This is a genomic window from Collinsella sp. BIOML-A6, from assembly GCF_009875845.1.
In the GTDB taxonomy this organism is placed as follows: Bacteria; Actinomycetota; Coriobacteriia; order Coriobacteriales; family Coriobacteriaceae; genus Collinsella; species Collinsella aerofaciens_H.
This window is the reverse complement of record NZ_WWSL01000037.1, coordinates 1-20118: the sequence shown is the minus strand read 5'-3', so window position 1 is coordinate 20118 and position 20118 is coordinate 1. Positions and strand designations below refer to the sequence as shown.

16 protein-coding genes are annotated in these 20118 nt (G+C 63.5%); 15 read left to right on the top strand and 1 reads right to left on the bottom strand.

What is annotated here, in order from left to right; genetic code table 11:
• The first annotated feature begins 80 nt into the window (after positions 1–80).
• From GT495_RS09940 to GT495_RS09895, 10 genes are all read left to right on the top strand, one after another.
• A complete protein-coding gene (locus GT495_RS09940) occupies positions 81–692 on the top strand; it encodes an MptD family putative ECF transporter S component (protein ID WP_161162510.1) in 612 nt (203 codons plus the stop codon).
• Positions 693–694: 2 nt separating this feature from the next.
• Entirely contained in the window at positions 695–1399 is a 705-nt protein-coding gene (locus GT495_RS09935) for an energy-coupling factor transporter transmembrane component T (RefSeq protein ID WP_204986922.1), read from the top strand.
• Positions 1396–2979: an energy-coupling factor ABC transporter ATP-binding protein gene (locus GT495_RS09930; protein ID WP_161162509.1), complete on the top strand. Its 1584-nt coding sequence runs from the start codon at positions 1396–1398 to the stop codon at positions 2977–2979. The genes GT495_RS09935 and GT495_RS09930 overlap by 4 nt, the downstream gene beginning before the upstream one ends.
• A 291-nt stretch (positions 2980–3270) precedes the next feature.
• The gene (locus GT495_RS09925) at positions 3271–5157 is read left to right on the top strand and encodes an ABC transporter ATP-binding protein (RefSeq protein ID WP_161162508.1); all 1887 of its coding nucleotides are present in this window, start codon (positions 3271–3273) and stop codon (positions 5155–5157) included.
• 164 nt (positions 5158–5321) lie between these two features.
• Complete coding sequence (locus GT495_RS09920) at positions 5322–6875, top strand: ABC transporter ATP-binding protein (protein ID WP_240128179.1); 1554 nt, start codon at positions 5322–5324, stop codon at positions 6873–6875.
• A 115-nt stretch (positions 6876–6990) separates the two neighbouring features.
• Positions 6991–7425 (top strand): metal-dependent transcriptional regulator, encoded by a 435-nt coding sequence (locus GT495_RS09915; RefSeq protein WP_161162506.1) that lies wholly within the window; start codon positions 6991–6993, stop codon positions 7423–7425.
• Positions 7426–8001: 576 nt separating this feature from the next.
• Entirely contained in the window at positions 8002–9027 is a 1026-nt protein-coding gene (gene nadA, locus GT495_RS09910) for a quinolinate synthase NadA (RefSeq protein ID WP_161162505.1), read from the top strand.
• 56 nt (positions 9028–9083) lie between these two features.
• A complete protein-coding gene (locus GT495_RS09905) occupies positions 9084–10460 on the top strand; it encodes an L-aspartate oxidase (protein WP_370457653.1) in 1377 nt (458 codons plus the stop codon).
• Between the two features lie 3 nt (positions 10461–10463).
• On the top strand, positions 10464–11324 hold the full coding sequence (nadC, locus tag GT495_RS09900) for a carboxylating nicotinate-nucleotide diphosphorylase (RefSeq protein WP_161162504.1): 861 nt from the start codon (positions 10464–10466) through the stop codon (positions 11322–11324).
• Positions 11324–11869, top strand: coding sequence for a transcription repressor NadR (locus GT495_RS09895; RefSeq protein ID WP_152074191.1), 546 nt, complete (start codon positions 11324–11326; stop codon positions 11867–11869). Before nadC ends, GT495_RS09895 begins: the two co-directional genes overlap by 1 nt.
• A 203-nt stretch (positions 11870–12072) precedes the next feature.
• Here GT495_RS09895 and GT495_RS09890 read toward each other — a convergent pair whose 3' ends face one another.
• Positions 12073–12258 (bottom strand): DUF362 domain-containing protein, encoded by a 186-nt coding sequence (locus GT495_RS09890; protein ID WP_006235216.1) that lies wholly within the window; start codon positions 12256–12258, stop codon positions 12073–12075.
• 543 nt (positions 12259–12801) lie between these two features.
• Between GT495_RS09890 and dnaK the strand changes: the two genes are divergently transcribed.
• The 5 genes from dnaK (at position 12802) to GT495_RS09865 (ending at position 19833) form a co-directional block, all read left to right on the top strand.
• Positions 12802–14694, top strand: coding sequence for a molecular chaperone DnaK (gene dnaK, locus GT495_RS09885; protein WP_156063840.1), 1893 nt, complete (start codon positions 12802–12804; stop codon positions 14692–14694).
• A 2-nt stretch (positions 14695–14696) separates the two neighbouring features.
• The gene (locus GT495_RS09880; protein ID WP_161162503.1) at positions 14697–15539 is read left to right on the top strand and encodes a nucleotide exchange factor GrpE; all 843 of its coding nucleotides are present in this window, start codon (positions 14697–14699) and stop codon (positions 15537–15539) included.
• Positions 15540–15647: 108 nt separating this feature from the next.
• Positions 15648–16613: a DnaJ C-terminal domain-containing protein gene (locus tag GT495_RS09875; RefSeq protein ID WP_152078282.1), complete on the top strand. Its 966-nt coding sequence runs from the start codon at positions 15648–15650 to the stop codon at positions 16611–16613.
• 73 nt (positions 16614–16686) lie between these two features.
• Positions 16687–17103 (top strand): heat shock protein transcriptional repressor HspR, encoded by a 417-nt coding sequence (locus GT495_RS09870; RefSeq protein ID WP_055250809.1) that lies wholly within the window; start codon positions 16687–16689, stop codon positions 17101–17103.
• A 429-nt stretch (positions 17104–17532) separates the two neighbouring features.
• On the top strand, positions 17533–19833 hold the full coding sequence (locus tag GT495_RS09865) for a hydratase (protein ID WP_161162502.1): 2301 nt from the start codon (positions 17533–17535) through the stop codon (positions 19831–19833).
• The last annotated feature ends 285 nt before the right edge of the window (positions 19834–20118 follow it).

Sequence of the window (20118 nt, the reverse complement as noted above, 5' to 3'; positions counted from 1 at the left end):
GGGGCCGCGGGGGCGTTCGGCTAACTGCGGGAACGGCCTATTTGCTCAATGTGTTCGGCTGAGATCGGAAATCAACCCCTATGCAAAGTGGCGTTCAGGAAGCGCAACGGGGGCTTGGGGCAAAAGATCTCGTGACCACAGGTGTGTGTATCGCGCTCTATTTTGTGTTCATGATGGTGGGAAGCATGCTGTTCGCGCCGAACCCGGTTCTGACGTTCCTCATGCCGGCGGGCGCGGCGCTGCTCACGGGGCCGGCCTACCTGCTCCTCATCGCGCGCGTGCCGAAGCACGGCCCCCTCATCATCCTCGGCATCGTCGAGGCGGTCATCATGCTCGTGACGGGTATGTACTGGCTGTGGTCGGTGCTCCTCGTCGTGCTCGGCATCGTGGGCGACCTGATCGCGGGCGCGGGCGGTTTTCGGAGCAAACCGCTCAACATCGTGAGCTTCCTTGCGTTCTCGCTCAACCCCCTGGGCTCCTACCTCATGCTCTGGCTCGACCCGGCGGGGTATTCGACGTATTTGGTCGAGAAGGGAACTGAGCAGGCGTACATGGACACGATGGTCGCGACCGGCGCCGACTGGGTGTTGCCTGCGATGATCGCGCTCACGCTCGTCTGCGCGCTCGTGAGCGCGCTCGCGGGGATGCGGATGCTGCGCAAGCAGTTCGAGAAGGCGGGAATGACGGCGTGAGCGTGAGAAATCCGATGCGCCTCGACCCGCGAACGAAGCTCGCCTTGCTGTTCGTTTGGGCTCTCGCGGTGTTCTTTTCCCCGGGCTTGCCGTTCGAAGCGGGGATGATGGCGCTTGCCGTCGTCTTCGGGGCGCTGTGCGGCAAGGCGCGATTGTCGGTCGCGATGTTCGCCGTCTACTGCGTGACCATGGGAATCGCCATCGCGCTCGCCCGCGTGAACCTCGGCATCTTCAGCACGCTGTTCAACTCGTTCTTCCTGCTCGTTCGCAGAGTGTTCCCTTGCGGGCTGCTCGCGGCGATCATCGTTTCGACCACTCAGGTCAACGAGTTCATGAGCGCGTTTTCGAAGATGCGCTGCCCGCGCGAGGTGACGATCCCGCTCGCGGTGATGATGCGCTACGTTCCCGCCATCCGCGAGGACTGGGGCTACATCAAAGACGCGATGCGCATGCGTGGGGTGAGCCCGACGCTCGGCGGCTTTCTGCGCAGGCCGGGCCTGACGGTCGAGTGCCTCTACGTGCCGCTCATGATGAGCGCACTCAACGTCGCGGACGAGCTGTCATGCGCGAGCGTGGCGCGCGGGATTGAGAACCCCGCGCCGCGAACCTGCTACCTGCATATCGAATTCGGGGCGGCGGACGCGGCGGCCGCCACCGTCGCCGTCGCCGTCCTCGCATCGGCGATCGTTCTAAGGATCGTGGCGTGATCGAATTTTCCGACGTGACGTTTGCCTACGCGCGGACCGTGCCGGAGCGGGCCGCCGGTGTGTCGCATATCGACCTTGCGGTACCGCAGGGCTCGTGCGTGCTCGTGTGCGGCCCTTCGGGATGCGGCAAGACGACGCTGACACGGCTCGCCAACGGACTTGCGCCGACGTTCTTTCCCGGAGCGCTTTCCGGCCGTGTGGTGATTGACGGGCGCGACTGCGCGCAGATGCACAGCTGGGAGGTCGCGCTCTCTGTCGGGAGCGTGTTCCAAAACCCGCGGACGCAGTTCTTCAACGTGGATTCTACGGGCGAGGTCGCCTTCGCGTTGGAAAGCTGCTCGACGCCGGAAGGCGAGATCCGCGAGCGTGTGGCGGAAACCATGGACGATCTGGGCATTCGCCATCTCGCCGACCGGAACATCTTCTCGCTTTCAGGAGGCGAGAAGCAGCGGATCGCGTTCGCGAGCGTCTGGACAGCGCGGCCCACGAATCTCGTGCTCGACGAGCCGACGAGCAACCTCGATATGGCGGCGATCATGGATCTGCGCTCGTACGTGGCGAGGGCGAAGGCGTCGGGAGCGTCCGTGCTCGTCGCTGAGCACCGGCTCTGGTGGCTGACGGGCATCGCCGACGAGGTCGTGGTCATGGACGGTGGCCGGATCGTGCGACGGTTCTCCCCACAGGAGTTCGCGTCGCTTTCTGCGCAGGAGGTCGCCGCGCTCGGACTGCGCGCGCAAAGTCTGGCAGAAGTCGAGGCGGCGGCTCCGGTTTGTGGGCAGGGTAGCTCTCGGGCACGTGAGGCGGCGAAGCCGCGGCCAGGTGAACCGTCGCAATCGGAGGCGGAGCCGCGAGCGAGCGAAGGCTATCGGGCAGAAGCGGGCCTCGAAGTGCATGGCGTGCGGGCGGGGTACCGGAAGCGAGAGGTGCTGCGAGGCGTGGATCTTTCGGCTTCCGCGGGCGAGGTCATCGCCCTCGTGGGGCGAAATGGCGCCGGCAAGTCGACCCTTTCACGCGCGATCTGCGGTCTGGCGAAAAGCTCGGGAGGTTGTTATCGGCTCTTCGGCGAGGAGGCAGGCGAGCGGGAGCGTCTCGCGCGGTCGTCGATGGTGTTCCAGGACGTGAACTACCAGCTGTTTGCCGACAGCACTGCGGCCGAGGTCGTCTTCGGCATGGGCAGGGACCGGGCACGGACAGTCGACGCGGAGGGCATCCTTTCGTCGCTCGGCCTCTCCGACGTCGCCGATCGCCATCCGGCGACGCTTTCGGGCGGCCAGAAGCAGCGGCTCGCGGTCGCGTCGTGTGTCGCCGCGGGAAAGGACGTGCTCGCGTTCGACGAGCCGACGAGCGGGCTCGATCTCGCAAGCATGCGGCGGGTGGCAGGCCTCATCCGGCGGCTTGCCGCGGAAGGGCGGGTCGTTCTCGTGGTGACGCACGACCTCGAATTCATCGCCTGCGCGTGCGATCGCGCTATCGAGCTTTCCGGAGGCGCGGTTACGGGGACCTACGACGTCGCGGGCGGCTTGGACGACATCAGACGCGCCCTCTTCGCCGGAACGCAGTTCGAAGGGCTTGGGGGCTAGGGTGAGGGCAATGCCGATGCGCCCGCTTCGGACGTCTTAGCCCATGCCTCGCCTCCTGCGTTTTTGCCCTCATCTGTGCCGACGCGGGTAGACCAAGGCGACCGGGTAGAGGGACGGTAGGTTACGAGTGTTTTCATCATGATGCGACGATCAGACGAGCTTATACGCCAAGGGGACGTATGGGCGCTGTATAAACTCTGGTTCAAAGCTTAGAAAGCTATCCTTACTTCAAAAATAAGCGGTAGGATCGTCCGTTCGTCGCATGTTCCCTACCGCGGAAACGGAGGCAGCATGACAAAGGAGAAGAAAGAGGGCGGGGCGTTCTCGCTCGTGCTCGCATGGGCGGGCGCCAATCGGAAGTTCCTGGTCGCGTCGATGGTCGCCGCGACCGTGTCGGGTCTTATGACCATGGTACCGTATTGGGGCGTTTACCGGATCATGCAGGCGGCGTATGCGGGAACCCTGACCGAAGGGCTGCTCGCTCGGTGCGCCGCCGTCGTGGCGGTCGGGTTCGTCGTGCAGTACGCGTGCTTCGCCGCCTCTAGCCTGCTGTCGCACAAAGGGGCCTACCGCACGCTTTTCGACGTGAGGTGCCGCATCGTCGACCATCTGGCGCATGCGCCCCTCGGGTCGCTGAGCGAGCGATCGATCGGGCAGGTAAAAACGGTGCTGCTCGACGACGTCGAGCGTCTCGAGCTGTTTTTGGCCCACAACATCCCCGAAGCGTTCATGTACCTCGCAGGACCGGTCGCGGCGTTCGTCTTCCTGTGCTCGACGAACGCGCCCCTTGCGCTCGCGACGCTCGTCCCGTTCGCTGCCGCCGTGGCGCTCATGGGTGCGTGCTTCAAAGTGATGGGCGAGGTCATGCCCCGAGCCGCCGCAACGCTTTCGCGCATGAACTCGGTCATGGTCGAGTACGTTTCGGGGATGCGGGTCATCAAGGCGCTCAACATGGGGTCGGCCTCCTTCAAACGCTTCCGAGACAGCGTCGACGGCGAGTTCGACGTGTGGTGCGAGATCTCCCGCAAGACCGCGCCCGCCTATGCGGCGTACCTGGTCGTGATCGAATGCGGACTGCTCATCATGATCCCCCTTGGCGGGCTCATGTTCACGACGGGCGCCGTTTCGGGGAGCACCTACCTGCTCTTCGCGTTCGTCGGATCGCTCTACCTCGTGGAGATCCGCTTGCTGCAGGAGATGGGGTCCAAGCTCGCCGAGGTGGCAAGTGGCGCGGCGCGCGCCCAGGAGCTGCTTGACATGCCGGTGTTCGGGGGCGGGGATCCGTTCCCCAGGCGTTGCGATATCGAGCTGCGCGACGTGAGGTTCTCCTACGATGCCGGCCGCGAGGTGGTGCGCGGGGTGTCGCTGCGCATCGCCCAAGGGGAGCGGATCGCGATCGTCGGCCCATCCGGCGCGGGGAAGACGACGCTGGTCGAGCTCGTCAGCCGCTTCTACGATCCCGATTCCGGCCAGGTGCTCATCGGCGGGAAGGACGTGCGGTCTATCGACTACGACGACCTCTTGGCCCATGTCGCCGTTGTTTTCCAGAATACCTTCCTCACGAGCGGCAGCATCTTCGAGAACATCCGGATGGGGCTCGACGCATCGATCGAGGACGTGCGCCGTGCGGCACGGCTTGCCTGCATCGACGACTTCATCATGACGCTGCCTGACGGCTACGACACCGAGATGGGCAGCCTCGGCGACCGGGTGTCGGGCGGGCAGCGCCAGCGCATCGCCATCGCGCGTGCCATCCTGAAGGACGCGCCCGTTCTCATCCTCGACGAGGCGACGAGCGCCGCCGATCCAGAGAACCAGCTCCAGATCGACACGGCGATCGGGAACCTGTGCTCGGGAAAGACGGTAATCGTCGTCGCGCACCGCCTCGGCGTGGTCCGCAGGTGCGACCGGGTCGCCGTCGTCGAAGACGGGCGCGTGACGGCGGTCGGCGCGCACGAGCAGGTCCTTACGGCATGCCCCTACTACGCGCAGGCGTGGCGGGACTACGACGAAGCTCGCAGCGTCAGTTTCGGGTGGGCGGGCGTTGCGGAGAGCGATGGCTCGCCTGGCAGCGATGGCGCGAAGAACGCAGGAGCAGGACGGAGCGTTGAGGAGGAAAGCGCGATGACGAGAACGGGGCAAGGCGAAGCCGATTCGGAGAAGGGAGTAGGGCGATGACGGGATCGAACACGGCAGCGCGGCGGGACCCCACGCGCATCTTCGCGAAGAACCGCCGCTTCTCAGTCCATATTGCCTGCATGGTGGTGGATGGGGTGCTCGACGGGTGCAACTTCGCTCTCATCTACCTCGTGATACGGGGTGTTTTCGAGGGGTCGTTCACGATGTCGTCGGCGCTCGCCATGACGGCGGCGGTCGCGGCGGTGTTCGTGGTGCGCCTACTCGTATACGGGTATGGCTATCTTCAAGGACAGATCGGCGGTGCCCAGATCAGCCGTAACATCAGGGTCTTTCTCGGCGAAAAGATCAAGCGGATCCCCCTCTCGCGCTTCACCGAGCGCAGCTCGGGCGACTACCTCAACGCGCTCACGGTGAACGTGAACGATTACGAGCAGATTCTCACGCACAAGACCGGCAGCATCGTGAAGAACGTCGCCTTGGCGGTCATGCTCATCACGTTTGTGACGTGGCTTTTCGCGCCTGCGGGAGCCATTGTGGCTGCGATGTTCCTGCTGATCGTGCCGGGCCTTGCCTACTCGTGGCACCAGGTGAGGCGTTTCGGCGCGCGCAAAAGCGCCATCCAGGCTTCGAACGCGAGCGCGATCGTGGAGCACGTGACGGGCATGCAGACGCTGCGCGCCTACGGGATCGGCGGGACGGCGAACGAGCGCATAGTCGAGAGCATGCGCGCATTCTCCGACATCAGCTACCGGTTCGAGGCGGCCGTGACGCCGCCGGGAGCCGTGGTGTTCGCCCTTGTCGGAATGGGCGCGCCCGCGCTGTTCCTCGTTTGCGGCAACGCGGTGCTTGCCGGAACGCTCGATGCGGTTTCCGCCGTGCTCATCATCATGCTGCCCCTGTTCATCATCAAGCTGACGGCGGCGCTCTTCGTCGATCTCACCGCCTACCGCAATCTGTCCATCGCGAAGGACCGCATCGCGGACGTCGCTGCCGAAGTGGAGGAGCGGGGCGTTGACGAGGAGTTTTCTGTCGGCGACGCGGGAATTGAGCTTTCCGGCGTCGATTTCGCGTACGAGTCGGGCAACCCTGTGTTCTGCGGCCTCGAGCTTGCGTGCGCTCCCGGCAGTCTCACGGCGCTCGTGGGGGATTCCGGCTGCGGAAAGTCGACTGCGCTTTCGCTCGTCGCCCAGTACTACCGGCCCGATGCGGGGTCGGTCCTCATCGGCGGTTCCGACTCGGCGGCGTACGCCCCCGAGCGCGTGTCGATCGTCGACCAGGATGTCTTTCTGTTCAACGACTCGGTGGCAGAGAACGTGCGCTACGCCAAGCCCGCTGCGAGCGACGAGGAGATCAGGAAAGCGTGTCGGCTTGCCAACGCCGACGGCTTCATCGAGCGGATGCCCGAGGGCTACGCCAGCCGCATCGGCGAGAACGGGTCGCGCCTTTCGGGTGGTGAAAGGCAGCGACTTTCCATCGCGCGCGCCATCCTGCGGGATTCCCCCATCGTGCTGCTCGACGAGGCGACGGCGTCGCTCGACATCGAAAACGAGCTGGCGGTCAAGCGGGCAATCCGTAACCTGCTTGCGCGTCGTAAGACGGTGATCATGATCGCGCACACGCTGCCCATCGTGCGAACCGCCGACAGCATCGCTGTCATCGGCGACGGGCGGGTGATCGAGCAGGGGACGCATGAGGAGCTTGTCGCGCGAGGCGGCAAATACGCCGCAATGTGGGCGGCCGACCGTCAGCTCGCCTAACATTTCGGCAAGCGCGTACCTGCGGTGCGCCAACGAAGCATCTAATGGGACATCAAGGCAAAGGCGCAGATTCGTCCCAACATGCCGCAAGTGATCGACCATGGGGACTGGAGATATGCGAACCACGGAATCCTCGGAGAACTACCTGGAGGCCATCCTGCGCATCCGCTCCGAGCGCGGCTCCTGCCGCAACGTGGACATAGCGTGCCTGCTGGGCTACTCCAAGGCGAGCGTCACCAAGGCGCTGGCGGGCCTGTCCGCCGCCGGGCTCGCCGAGGTGGTTGCCCGGGACGTGCGCCTGACCCCCGAGGGGGAGCGGATCGCCCGCCGGACGCTGGGGCGCCACCGCTTCTTCGAGGGGGCTGGCCCTCACTTCCGAGCGTATACCGGCGCCGCTTGTTTTAAGATGCCGACCTCCATCCGGAGCCTGCGGTTCTCGCGCTTGGGCTTTCCGGCGTTGTGGAGGTCGACTATCTTCCTCTTGAACTCGTCGGTGAAATGCCTCGGTCTGGGGCCGGTCGAGCCCGAGCCCCCGGTCCGGCTGGGATAGCATGTCGCTGCGGGCCATCGTCTTTCCTCTCGTCGAATATCTAGGCGCTGACGATTCTAGGCGATGGCCCTCTCTTGCTTCTTACACCTCGATTGTGTGCGCTACCCCCAGCGGGCCCGGATCGAGCGATCCGGGCCCGCTTTTGGGGCCTGCCGGAAACCCGGTGGGCAAAAAAGCCAAATATGAGTACTGTTACCAATTTAGTGGCAGCCAAATGGCCTCAAAATCGGTGCCAGAGGCCAAAAGTGCATCGATTTTCGTTCTTCAGAGTCGCGATCGGGCTCCAAACAAGGCGATTTTGCTGCTCTGGACTGGAAAATCGCTGCTACTAATTTGGTGACAGTACTCATATTTGGCCCTTTTTGACCACTGCCCCTTGGTCCAGGACAAAACGGGCTGCTCGAATCATGGGGCGGGTCCATTTTCGGCTGTCCTCAGCTTGCCAGTTCGAAAATGGACCCGCCCCAAGATTGAATCTTTATTCCAACTTTACACCTGGCTTTACAGCTGTCTTGTCAGCTGTAAAGCCAGGTGTCATACTAAAGCCCCAAGATTCGCCAAAAGAGAGGGGCCTTGATGGCACAGAGCGCGAACATGGATGCATCGGAGCTTGCACGCGATATCGCGGCCGGCCTGGCATCGGCAACGACGGCAACGGAGCGCGCGGCACTGGTGCCCGCAGAGCTCGTCGAGGCCATTCAGCGACTAAAAACCCAACGTGACGCGGTGATCCTGGCGCACTACTATGTGGCGCCCGAGGTCCAAGCCGTTGCCGATTTCGTCGGCGACAGCTTCTACCTGGCAAAGCTCGCCAAGAGCCTGCCGCAGCAGACCATTGTGCTGTGCGGCGTGGAGTTTATGGGCGAGAGCGCCAAGCTGCTCAACCCCACCAAGACCGTGCTGCTGCCCGAGCCGGGCGCGGACTGCCCCATGGCGCACATGGTCAAGCGTGAGACGGTCGACGCGGCGCGCGCCGAGTATGGCGACGACCTTGCCGTGGTGTGCTACGTCAACTCGACGGTCGAAATCAAGAGCTGGAGTGACGTGTGCGTTACCAGCTCTAACGCCGTCAAGATCGTCTCCGAGTTGCCGCAGCAGCACATCTTGTTCATTCCCGACCAGAACCTGGGCCGCTTTGTGGCCGAGCAGGTGCCCCAAAAGCACGTCATCCTCAACAACGGCTACTGTCCGCGTCATCACATCATCACCGTCGAGCAGATCGTCGACGCGCAGGAGGCGCATCCCGACGCGCTCGTGCTGGCGCACCCCGAGTGCAAGGCCGACGTTCTGGCCGAGGCCGACTACATCGGCTCCACTGCCGGCATCATCAAGTATGCCGAGGAGTCGGACGCGAGCGAGTTCATCATCGTGACGGTCCGCGGCGTGCTCTACGAACTCGAGCGCCGCTGCCAGGGCACCGGCAAGAAGTTCTACTTCCCTGCGGTGCAGCCCACCTGCGTCAACATGGATCTCATCACGCTCGAAAAGCTCGTGCACTGCCTGGAGACGGGCGAGGGCGAGGTGCAGATCGGCGTGTCGGATGCGGCCGCCGATCAGGCCAAGCTCACGCTCGACCGCATGCTCGAGTACGCGGCGCGCTAAGCCAATGTGACATGAGGGACCATCCCCTATGCCACATTACAAGGGAGAGGATTCCTGTGGAAACCAAACAATACCCCGATATGGAGTGTGACGTCGTCATTGCCGGTTGCGGCGTGGCGGGCCTGTATGCGGCTCTCAATCTGCCGACGAGCACGCGCGTAATCATGCTCTCCAAGGGCGCCGTCGATGAGTGCGATTCGATGCTCGCGCAGGGCGGCATCTGCGTGCTGCCCGAGGGTTCTGACTACGATGCCTTCTTTGAGGACACCATGCACGCCGGCCATTACGAGAACCGCCGCGAGAGTGTTGACATCATGATTCGCTCGAGCCGTTCGGTCATCAACGACCTGCTGGCCATGGGCGTGGACTTTGAGCGTAAGGCCGACGGCAGCCTCGACTTTACCCGCGAGGGCGCGCACAGCCGCCCGCGCATCGCCTTCCATGCCGATATTACGGGCAAGGAGATTACGACCAAGCTGCTCCAGGCTGTCCGCAAGCTGGACAACGTGCAGATTTTGGAGCACGTGGCCATGACCGACATCCTGACGGGCGAGTGTGATGGCGCCACGGTGTGCGCCGGCGTCGTCGCCGTCGCCGTGGACGAGGACGATTCGGCTCGTCCCGCCGACGAGCTGGCAACTGCCGCCGAGGGCGCGCATGCCGGCGACCCGTTTGAGATCCATGCCCGCCATACGCTGTGGGCAACGGGCGGTATCGGTGGCGTGTACGACCACTCGACCAACTACCCGCAGCTCACCGGTGATGCCTGCTACATCGCGCAGGAGCACGGCATTACGATGGAGCACCTGGACTACGTGCAGATCCACCCCACGGGCCTGTTCTCGCCGCAGCCGGGTCGCACGTTCCTGATCAGCGAGAGCTGCCGCGGCGAGGGAGCGATTCTGCTCAATGCCGCCGGCGAGCGTTTTACCGACGAGCTGCAGCCGCGCGACGTTGTCGCCGCCGCCATCCGCGAGCAGATGAAGCAGGACGGCACCGAGCACGAGTGGCTGAGCTTTGCCCCCGTCGAGCGCGACGTGGTGACCGGGCACTTCGCTAACATCCGCGCGCGCTGTCTTGAGGACGGTCGCGACATCCTGGAGGAGCCCATTCCCGTCACGCCCACGCAGCACTACTTTATGGGCGGCGTGTGGGTCGACAAGGACGGCCGCACCTCGATGCCCGAGCTCTACGCCGCTGGCGAGACGGCCTGCAATGGCGTGCACGGCAAGAACCGCCTGGCTTCTAACAGCCTGCTCGAGTCTCTGGTTTGGGGCCGCCGCGCCGCGTGGTACATGCGCACCGGCAAGTCGCTGGCCGTGGAGCAGGCCGGTGAGCCCGCGCTTGACGGGCGTCACCGCGCCCTGAGCGCCGATACCCTTGCAATCGATGATTTGGCCCGTGCCGCCGGCACGCAGGCCGTGGAGGAGTAGACCATGAATCCCATTACCATGAAGCTCGTCGTCGATGATCTGATTTTGCAGGCTTTGCGCGAGGACATTACGTTTGAGGACGTGAGTACGGCGAGCGTGTGCCCCACGGCGCGCCCCGCTACCGTTGAGCTCATCGCCAAGGCCGACGGCATTATCGCCGGCCTGGACGTATTTGCCCGCACCTTTGAGCTGCTGGATCCGCAGAGCTCGGTGCTGTTTGATGTGGCCGATGGTGACGAGGTGCACGCCGGTGACCACGTGGGCCAAGTGCGCGGCGACGCGCGCGTGCTGCTTTCGGGCGAGCGCGTGGCGCTCAACTACCTGCAGCGCATGAGCGGTATCGCCACCTACACACACAGCATGGCGGCGGCGCTCGAGGGTACCAAGACCGTGCTTGTCGACACGCGCAAGACCACGCCGGGCATGCGCGTCTTCGAGAAGGCCGCAGTCGAGATCGGCGGCGGCAGCAACCACCGCTATAACCTGTCGACGGCCGTCATGCTCAAGGACAACCACATCGACGCCGCCGGTGGCGTGGCACGCGCGATCGAGATGGCGCGCGCCCATGCGTCGTTTACCACGACGGTCGAGATTGAGTGCGAGAACCTGGATATGGTGCGCGAGGCCGTTGAGGCCGGTGCCGATATCATCATGCTCGACAACATGGCCCATAACGACATGGCTGCCGCGATTGAGCTTATCGCCGGTCGCGCCAAGACCGAGTGCTCGGGCAACGTGGACGCCAACAATATCCGCGCGCTCGCCGACCTGGGTGTTGACTTTATCAGCTCGGGGGCGTTGACGCACTCTGCGCCGATTCTCGACCTCTCGCTCAAGCACCTGCGTCTGCTGGACGGTAAATAATGGACGCCCGCGAGCGTCGCCGTGCCATCATGGCCGTGCTCGAGGGAGCCAAAGATCCTGTCTCGGGCAGTGCGCTCGCCCACGAGGTGGGTGTGAGCCGTCAGGTCGTGGTGCAGGACATCGCCCTGCTGCGCGCCGACGGGCACGATATCGTCGCCACCAATCGCGGCTATGTACTACAGGAGGCGGCGAGCAGCCCGGCTGTGCCCACGCGTCTGGTCAAGGTGCGCCACAGCGTGGAGCAGGCGGGCGATGAGCTCACGAGCATCGTCGACGCGGGCGGCGCCGTGCTCAACGTGATCGTCAACCACCGCGTGTACGGTAAGATCACGGCCGATCTGGATATCCGTAACCGCCGCGATATCGAGCGCTATCTGCATGACATTGCCAGTGGCAAGAGCTTTCCGCTGCTGACGGTAACCAGCGGCTATCACTTCCACCGCATTGCGGCAGAAGACGAGCAAACCCTCGACGAGATCGAGGCCATGCTCAAGGAGAAAGGCTACTTAGCGGACCTCATGCCCTACGAGGACGATCTCTCTTAGCCCGATACTGTCTTTATAAGTTGCGGTGAAATAGTTCCTAAAATCGGCACCTAAGCAATGAATCGGGAACTATTCCACCGCAACTGCCAAGGTAGCCCCGTCCCCAATTAGCTGCCTATACAAACAAAAGGAGGCCTCCGCGGCGATGCGGAGGCCTCCTTTTTGTGCACGGTGTACTTGTGAGTGTGCAAGTGGGGGAGTTGTTACTCCTCAACGATCTCGGTGATCGCGCCGGCGGGGCAAGCGTCCTGGCAAGCGCCACAGGCGACGCAGGAATCCTCGTCAGCGACGGTAGCGACGTCCTGGAGCTCCAGAACGCCAGCGGGGCAGGAGTCGACGCAAACGCCACAAGCGATGCACTCGTCGGCATCAATTACGGGATGAGCCATGGTAGTTTCCTCTCTGTTGACCGACGCTACAGGAGATGCGCGTCGGTTTGATTCGGGCAAAAACATACCACGGGAGCGACCGTTTGCAATACCCTCTGGCCGGCATCTTCATACCGTTCGCCGAGTATGCCGCGGCTTACTAAAAAACATGCAGGTGAGGCCGTTGAGCTGCGCAAATGTTAGCTGCAGGTGACTTGAAATATAGGACGATTGAGCGTGCTTGCGGAAACTGTGTCCCAGAATTCACGCTCAAAACGGGACACGCTTCCCCCGGGGTCGCTCCAAAGTCCCCTGCACGGCTTCAGGCTCGCACCTCAGTCAACTCTACATAGATTTCAATAGATCTGCCCAGAACTCAAACAGTGCATCTACCTGCGCATTTGAGAACCTAAACTCTCAGAGATAAGAAATCTTATATGAATTGACTTAGATTTTGTATATTCCGGCCCATAAGGGGATACACTACATCCTGAAAGACAAGCCGAAGCGCCGCGCGACAGACCGTCGAGGCGGCGCGAACGCACAAGAGAGAGGGAATTTCTAATGAGTAAGATTCTTGGTATCGACCTTGGTACTACTAACTCCGCTATGGCCGTCCTCGAGGGCGGTTCCCCGACCATTATCGTGAACGCCGAAGGCGACCGCACCACCCCGTCCGTCGTGGGCTTCCGTGCCGACGGCGACCGCGTCGTGGGTAAAGCCGCGAAGAACCAGGCGGTCACCAACCCCAAGAACACCGTGTTCTCCATCAAGCGCTTCATGGGCCGCAAGTACTCCGAGTGCACCTCCGAGATCAAGACCGTGCCGTATGAGGTCAAGGAGGGCCAGGGTGGCCGTGCCGTCGTCGACATCGAGGGCAAGGACTACACCGCCGAACAGGTGAGCGCCATGGTGCTCGCCAAGATGAAGGCCGACGCCGAGAAGTATCTGGGCGAGACCGTCACCGACGCCGTCATCACCGTCCCGGCCTACTTCAACGACGCCCAGCGTCAGGCTACCAAGGATGCCGGCAAGATCGCCGGCCTCAACGTCAAGCGTATCGTCAACGAGCCGACCGCTGCTGCCCTTGCCTATGGCCTGGACAAGCAGGGTTCCGACCAGCGCATCCTGGTCTTCGACCTGGGCGGCGGTACCTTCGATGTCTCCATCCTCGACCTCGCCGACGGCGTGTTTGAGGTTCTGTCCACCTCGGGCGACAACCACCTGGGCGGCGACGACTGGGATCAGCGCGTCATCGACTGGATGGCCGACAAGTTCCAGCAGGAGAACGGTGTCGACCTGCGTCAGGACCCCATGGCCCTGCAGCGTCTGAAAGAGGCCGCCGAGAACGCCAAGAAGGAGCTCTCCGCCGCCCAGCAGACTACCGTCAACCTGCCGTTCATCACCATGAATCAGTCCGGCCCGCTGCACCTCAACTACACGCTGACCCGCGCCGAGTTCGAGAAGATCACCCGCGACCTGCTCGAGCGCTGCAAGCAGCCTGTTACCAACGCCCTGCGCGACGCGAAGCTTAAGCTCTCCGATCTGACCGAGGTCATCCTCGTCGGCGGTTCCACCCGTATGCCCGCTGTCCAGGATCTGGTCAAGACCATGACCGGCAAGCAGCCCAACATGTCCGTGAACCCCGACGAGGTCGTTGCCGACGGCGCTGCCGTCCAGGGCGGTGTGCTCACCGGTGACGTCGAGGGCATCCTGCTGCTCGACGTTACCCCGCTGTCGCTGGGCGTCGAGACCATGGGCGGCATCATGACCAAGATGATCGACCGCAACACCACGATCCCGACCTCCAAGACCGAGGTCTACTCCACTGCTGCCGACAACCAGACCAGCGTCGAGATCAACGTGCTCCAGGGCGAGCGCGAGCTTGCCCGCGATAACAAGTCGCTCGGTAAGTTCCAGCTGACCGGCATCCCGGCTGCCCGCCGCGGCGTGCCGCAGATCGAGGTTACCTTCGACATCGACGCCAACGGCATCGTCAAGGTCTCCGCTAAGGACAAGGGCACCGGCAAGGAGCAGCAGATCACCATTTCCGGCTCCACTGCTCTGTCCGACGACGAAGTCGATCGTATGGTCAAGGACGCCGAGGCTCATGCCGAGGAGGACAAGAAGCAAAAGGAAGAGGTCGAGGTCCGCAACCAGACCGATAGCCTGTGCTATTCCACCGAGCAGACCCTCAACGAGCTGGGCGACAAGGTTTCCGCCGACGTGAAGTCCAAGGCCGAGGCCGCTATCGCCGACGCCAAGAAGGCGCTCGAGGGCTCTGACGTCGAGGCCATCAAGGCCGCCGGCGAGTCCCTGCAGTCCGTGGCCTACGAGCTGGCCCAGGTTGTCTACGCCGACGCTCAGCAGCAGACCGACGGTGCCGCCGGTGCCCAGCCTGCCGACGATGACGTCGTCGACGCCGACTACGAGGTTGTGGACGACGAGGACAAGTAATCATGTCCGCCCGTAAAGCTCGCACGGAGGCGGCTGCCGCTGGCACCGCCCCCGTTGACTCTGAGGAGAAGGACGTGAAGATTCCCGTAGAGGCCGCAGGCGTTACCGAGGTCAACGAGGCCTCGGCCGCCGAGGCTGCCGAGAACCAGGTAGAGGATTCCAACAAGGAGGCGACGATGACCGAGGACGAGATGGTGGAAGCTGCTATCCGCGCCGGTGAGGAAGCCGCCGACAACGACTTTAAGCTCAAGTTCGAGCAGGCCCAAAAGGAGCTTGCCGACGTGCGCCGTGAGCTCGATGCCGCGGCAGAGGCTCAGAAGGCCGCCGAGGACAAGGCAAAGGACGCCACCGAGCGCACCGCCCGTCTACAGGCCGACTGGGAGAACTTCCGTCGCCGCACCGCCAACGAGCGCATCGCCGAGCGTGAGCGCGCGACCGAGAAGCTTGTCACCGCGCTATTGCCGGTGATCGACGATATCGAGCGTGCGATCGACCATGCCCGCAGCCAAGAGCTTTCCGACGACTTTAAGCAGTTCGTCGATGGCGTCGATGCGGTACATGCCAAGCTGCTCGATGTGTTTGCGCACGAGGGCGTTGAGCCCATCGACCCCAAGGGCGAGGCGTTCGATCCGCTCGAGCACCAGGCCGTGGGGCGTGTCGAGGACGCATCGCAGTACGACGAGACCGTCAACGACGTGTACCAGAAGGGCTACCGCATGGCGGACCGCATCCTGCGCTCCGCGATGGTGACGGTGACCTACGGTGGCGAGAAGCGCCCCGCACCGGAGCCCGAAGCGGCGCCCGAGGATGCCGCGGCCGATACGGCCGAGAGCACCGAGGAGTAATTGAGAAGGGCCCCGGGGCAACACCCGGGGCCCTTTCTGGCCTAGTGCCATATGACAGCATGAACCGCCGTCCGCAGGGACGGCGGATGTAACAGGAGAGGAGCTACGATGGCTGCAGGCAAAACCTTCTATGACATCCTGGGCGTATCCAAGAGCGCCTCCGACAAAGAGATCAAGAGCGCGTTTCGCAAGCTCGCGCAAAAATATCACCCCGATGCCGGCGGCGACGAGGCCAAGTTTAAGGAGATCAGCGAGGCCTACGAGACGCTTTCGGACGAGAAGAAGCGCAAAGAGTACGACCAGATGCTCATGTTCGGCGGCATGCCGGGCGCGGGCGGCGCGTATAGCGGTGGCTACGGCGCCGGTGCCGGCGCGAGCGGCTGGGGCGATATCTTCGACAGCATCTTTAGTGGCAACGGCGCCTGGGGCAGCGATTGGGGCTCGGGTTTTGCCGGGGCCGCGGGTAATGCCGGTGCGGGCGCGGGCCGCAACCGCGCGCGCAAGGGCGGCGACCTGTCGCTGACTGTCGACGTAACGGCCGAGGACGCGTTTCGCGGCGTGACGCACAAGGTCACCTACCGCATCCCCTCGACGGGCGAACAGCAGACCATCACGGTCTCGGTGCCTGCGGGTGCGGTCGACGGCGGCAAATTGCGTTACAAGCGCCGTGGTGAGTACGGCGTTGCCGGAGGCGAGCGCGGCGACCTGGTCGTGACCACGCATGTGGAGGAGCATCCGCTGTTTAAGCGCAAGGGCGCCGATGTGACTATGGAGGTGCCGATCTCGGTCTACGAGGCGGCGCTCGGCTGCACGGTGGATGTGCCCACGCCCGGCGGCGCGACGGTTCGCCTGAAGGTGCCCGCAGGTACCCAGACGGGCAAGAAGTTCCGCTTTAAGGAGATGGGTGCGCCCGACGTTAAGCATCGCGGCCGCACGGGTGCGCTGCTCGTCGAGATCAAGGTGCAGGTTCCCTCGAACCTGTCCGACGATGAGCGCGATGCCATGACCAAGCTGCGCGAGGCCGACACGCGCGATTATCGCGAGAAGGTCAACCGTTACAAGGCGACATTCTAGTTTGGTTGCGTGGCCCACGGGCTGGCCGCAGGCTTATGGTGGAGATGTGCGAGACGGAAAGGGGTCAGGTAGCATGGCCGAGGACAATAGGAACAAACCGCTGTATATGATCAGCGTGGCGGCCGAGCTGACCGGCATGCACCCGCAGACTCTGCGCGTCTACGAGTCCAAGGGCCTGGTGAACCCCCAGCGCTCGGGCGGTAACACGCGTCTGTATTCGCGTGCCGATATCGAGCGCCTGGAGCTCATCAACCAACTGACCGACGAGGGCATTAACCTCGCCGGCGTGGTGCGCATCCTCGATATGAAGGAGCGCGCCGAGGAGCGCGAGCGCGAGAACGAGAAGCTCCGCGCCCGCGTACGCCAGCTCGAGGACGAGCTGCACGAGTACAAGATGCAAAAGAAGATCACCGCTCTGGCCCCGCGCGACGGCTCGGTCAACCCCGAGCAAGTCATGCGCAAGCTGCTGGGCACGGGCGGGGATCTCTAGGTTCCGCCGTTCTGACGAACGGCGGACCGGTCGACGCTGCGCTGGCCGCATTTGGACAATCTGACGTTCAACTTCAAGGGCGCGACCAGAAGGTCAGCGCCCTTTCGTTTCACGTCACCTTGTCTCAAATGCGGCCCGCTCGCTGTCCGTCCTCTACCTGCGGCGCTGCCTTGCTCGCTCTGGCGGGCTTTCGCTGTCCGCGCCAAAACATCGGCGTTGTTATGGGTAGTCATTGGGGACGTTCTTAAATGACTAGTCGAAAGGGACACTCTTGCGCCAGATCTGCCGGCCCCACACCGGGCTCGTCTTATGCTTTACCGAGATAAAGTGAACGTGTAGATTCGTAACCCACTCGCAACCGTTCTATGGCACGATATTGAACGAATGTATGCTATGCGCCCGAGCCTTTCGGGCAGAGTGGGAGACAGTATGGTCAAGCTGTACGAGGATGGCATCTACCTGCGCGGCGGCAGCGAGGTTGTGCCTGCGGCTGAGGCTGCCGAGCGCGGTATTACGCAGACACCTGAGGATGCCAGGCGTGGCACCATCGCGTATTCGATTCTCCAGGCACACAATACGTCCGGCGACCCCGAGGCACTCAAGATTCGTTTCGATGCCATGGCGAGCCACGACATCACCTTCGTCGGCATCATCCAGACGGCGCGCGCCTCGGGCATGGAGCAGTTCCCGCTGCCCTACGTGCTCACCAACTGCCATAACTCGCTGTGCGCCGTGGGCGGCACCATCAACGAGGACGACCACGTCTTTGGCCTTTCCGCAGCCAAGAAGTACGGCGGCATCTTCGTCCCGCCGCACATCGCCGTCATCCACTCCTTTATGCGCGAGAACTTCGCCGGTTGCGGCAAGATGATCCTGGGCTCCGACTCTCACACCCGCTACGGCGCCCTGGGCACCATGGCCGTGGGCGAAGGCGGCGGCGAGCTGGCAAAGCAGCTGCTGCGTGACACCTACGATGTTGCCTATCCCGGCGTCGTCGCCATCTACCTCACGGGCGCCCCGCGTCCCGGCGTCGGCCCGCACGATGTGGCGCTTGCCATCATCCGCGCCGTCTTTGCCAAGGGCTACGTTAAGAACAAGGTCATGGAGTTTGTGGGCCCTGGCATTGCGAGCATGACGACCGACTACCGCAACGGCGTCGATGTCATGACCACCGAGACCACCTGCCTGTCGAGCATCTGGGCCACCGACGAGGACACGCACGCGTTTTTGACCATGCACGGCCGCGGTGACGACTACCGCGAGCTCAAGCCCGCCGATGTCGCCTACTACGATGGCTGCGTCGAGGTCGACCTGTCGAGCATCAAGCCCATGATCGCGCTGCCGTTCCATCCTTCCAACGGCTTTGAGATCGACGAGCTCAACGAGAACCTCGAGGACATCCTGCACGAGGTGGAGCTCGAGGCCGCTAAGATCGGTGAGGGCAAGACGCACTTTAGCCTGCTCGACAAGATCGTCGACGGCAAGCTGCACGTGCAGCAGGGCGTTATCGCCGGCTGCTCGGGCGGCAACTACGACTCCGTGGTCCAGGCTGCCCGCGTGCTCAAGGGCGCCAACACCGGCTGCGGTGAATTCTCGCTGTCGGTCTATCCCACGAGCCAGCCCGTGGCACTCGAGCTTACACGCCGCGGCTACATCTACGACCTCATGGAGGCCGGCGCGATCGTGCGCACGGCATTCTGCGGCCCGTGCTTCGGTGCCGGCGACACGCCCGCCAACAACGGCCTGTCCATCCGCCACACTACGCGCAACTTCCCCAACCGCGAGGGCTCCAAGCCGGGTAACGGCCAGCTGAGCGCCGTGGCCCTGATGGACGCTCGCTCCATTGCGGCGACGGCTGCCAATGGCGGCGTCCTGACGCCGGCGACCGACCTGCCCGAGGAGACTTGGGACGAGGCCTGCGAGTACACCTTTGACGACGCGCCGTACAAAAAGCGCGTGTACTGGGGCTTTGGCAAGGCGGAGCCTGCCGACGAGCTGGTCGAAGGCCCCAACATTAAGCCGTGGCCCGCGATGGAGCCGCTCGGCGACGATATCCTGCTCAAGGTGTGCTCTAAGATCATGGACCCGGTCACCACGACCGACGAGCTCATTCCTTCGGGCGAGACGAGCTCCTTCCGCTCCAACCCGCTGGGTCTGGCCGAGTTTACGCTCAGCCGCCGCGATCCGGCCTACGTGGGTCGCTCCAAGGAGGTCGATGCGGTGGAGAAGCGCCGCATTGCCGGCGAGGCAGCAGGCGACCTGGCGGCACTCGATGCCGAGCTTGCCGGCGTGTTTGAGGCGCTGGCCGGCGCGGGTGTCGCGGCAGACGCCAAGGCGACCGAGTACGGCTCCATGCTCTATGCCAAGAAGCCCGGTGACGGTTCCGCCCGCGAGCAGGCCGCGAGCTGCCAGCGCGTAATTGGCGGCCTGGCCAACATCGTCCACGAGTACGCCACCAAGCGCTATCGATCCAACGTGATGAACTGGGGCATGGTGCCCTTCCAGATGGAGGCCGAGCCCAACTTTGAGGTGGGCGACTACGTCTTTGTGCCGGGTATCCGTGCCGCGCTCGATGGCGACTTGAAGAACATCGCCGCCTACGTGGTGCGTGCCGATGGTGCGGTCGAGCAGATTAAGCTCTACATTGCCGATATGACGGCCGAGGAGCGCGCCATCGTCAAGGCTGGCTGCTTGATCAACTACAACAAGTTCAAGGCCGCTGCCGAGTAACGTTGCTGTACGCCCCGGCCACACCTTTCCCTCGTGCTCACGCGCTTCGCGAGGGTCGCCCGAGGGAAAGGTGTGGCCGGGGCTACCGCGACGTTCTCGTTGGGTCTTGAGGGACGCTAATAAAAAGACTTGCTTGATGCCGCCTCTGCTATCGGGGCGGCTTCTTTTTGTCGAAAACCACCACAAAAGGGGACGGGCGCCTTTGTGGGGTTGATTTCCGATCTCAGCCGAACACATTGAGCAAATAGGCCGTTCCCGCAGTTAGCCGAACGCCCCCGCGGCCCC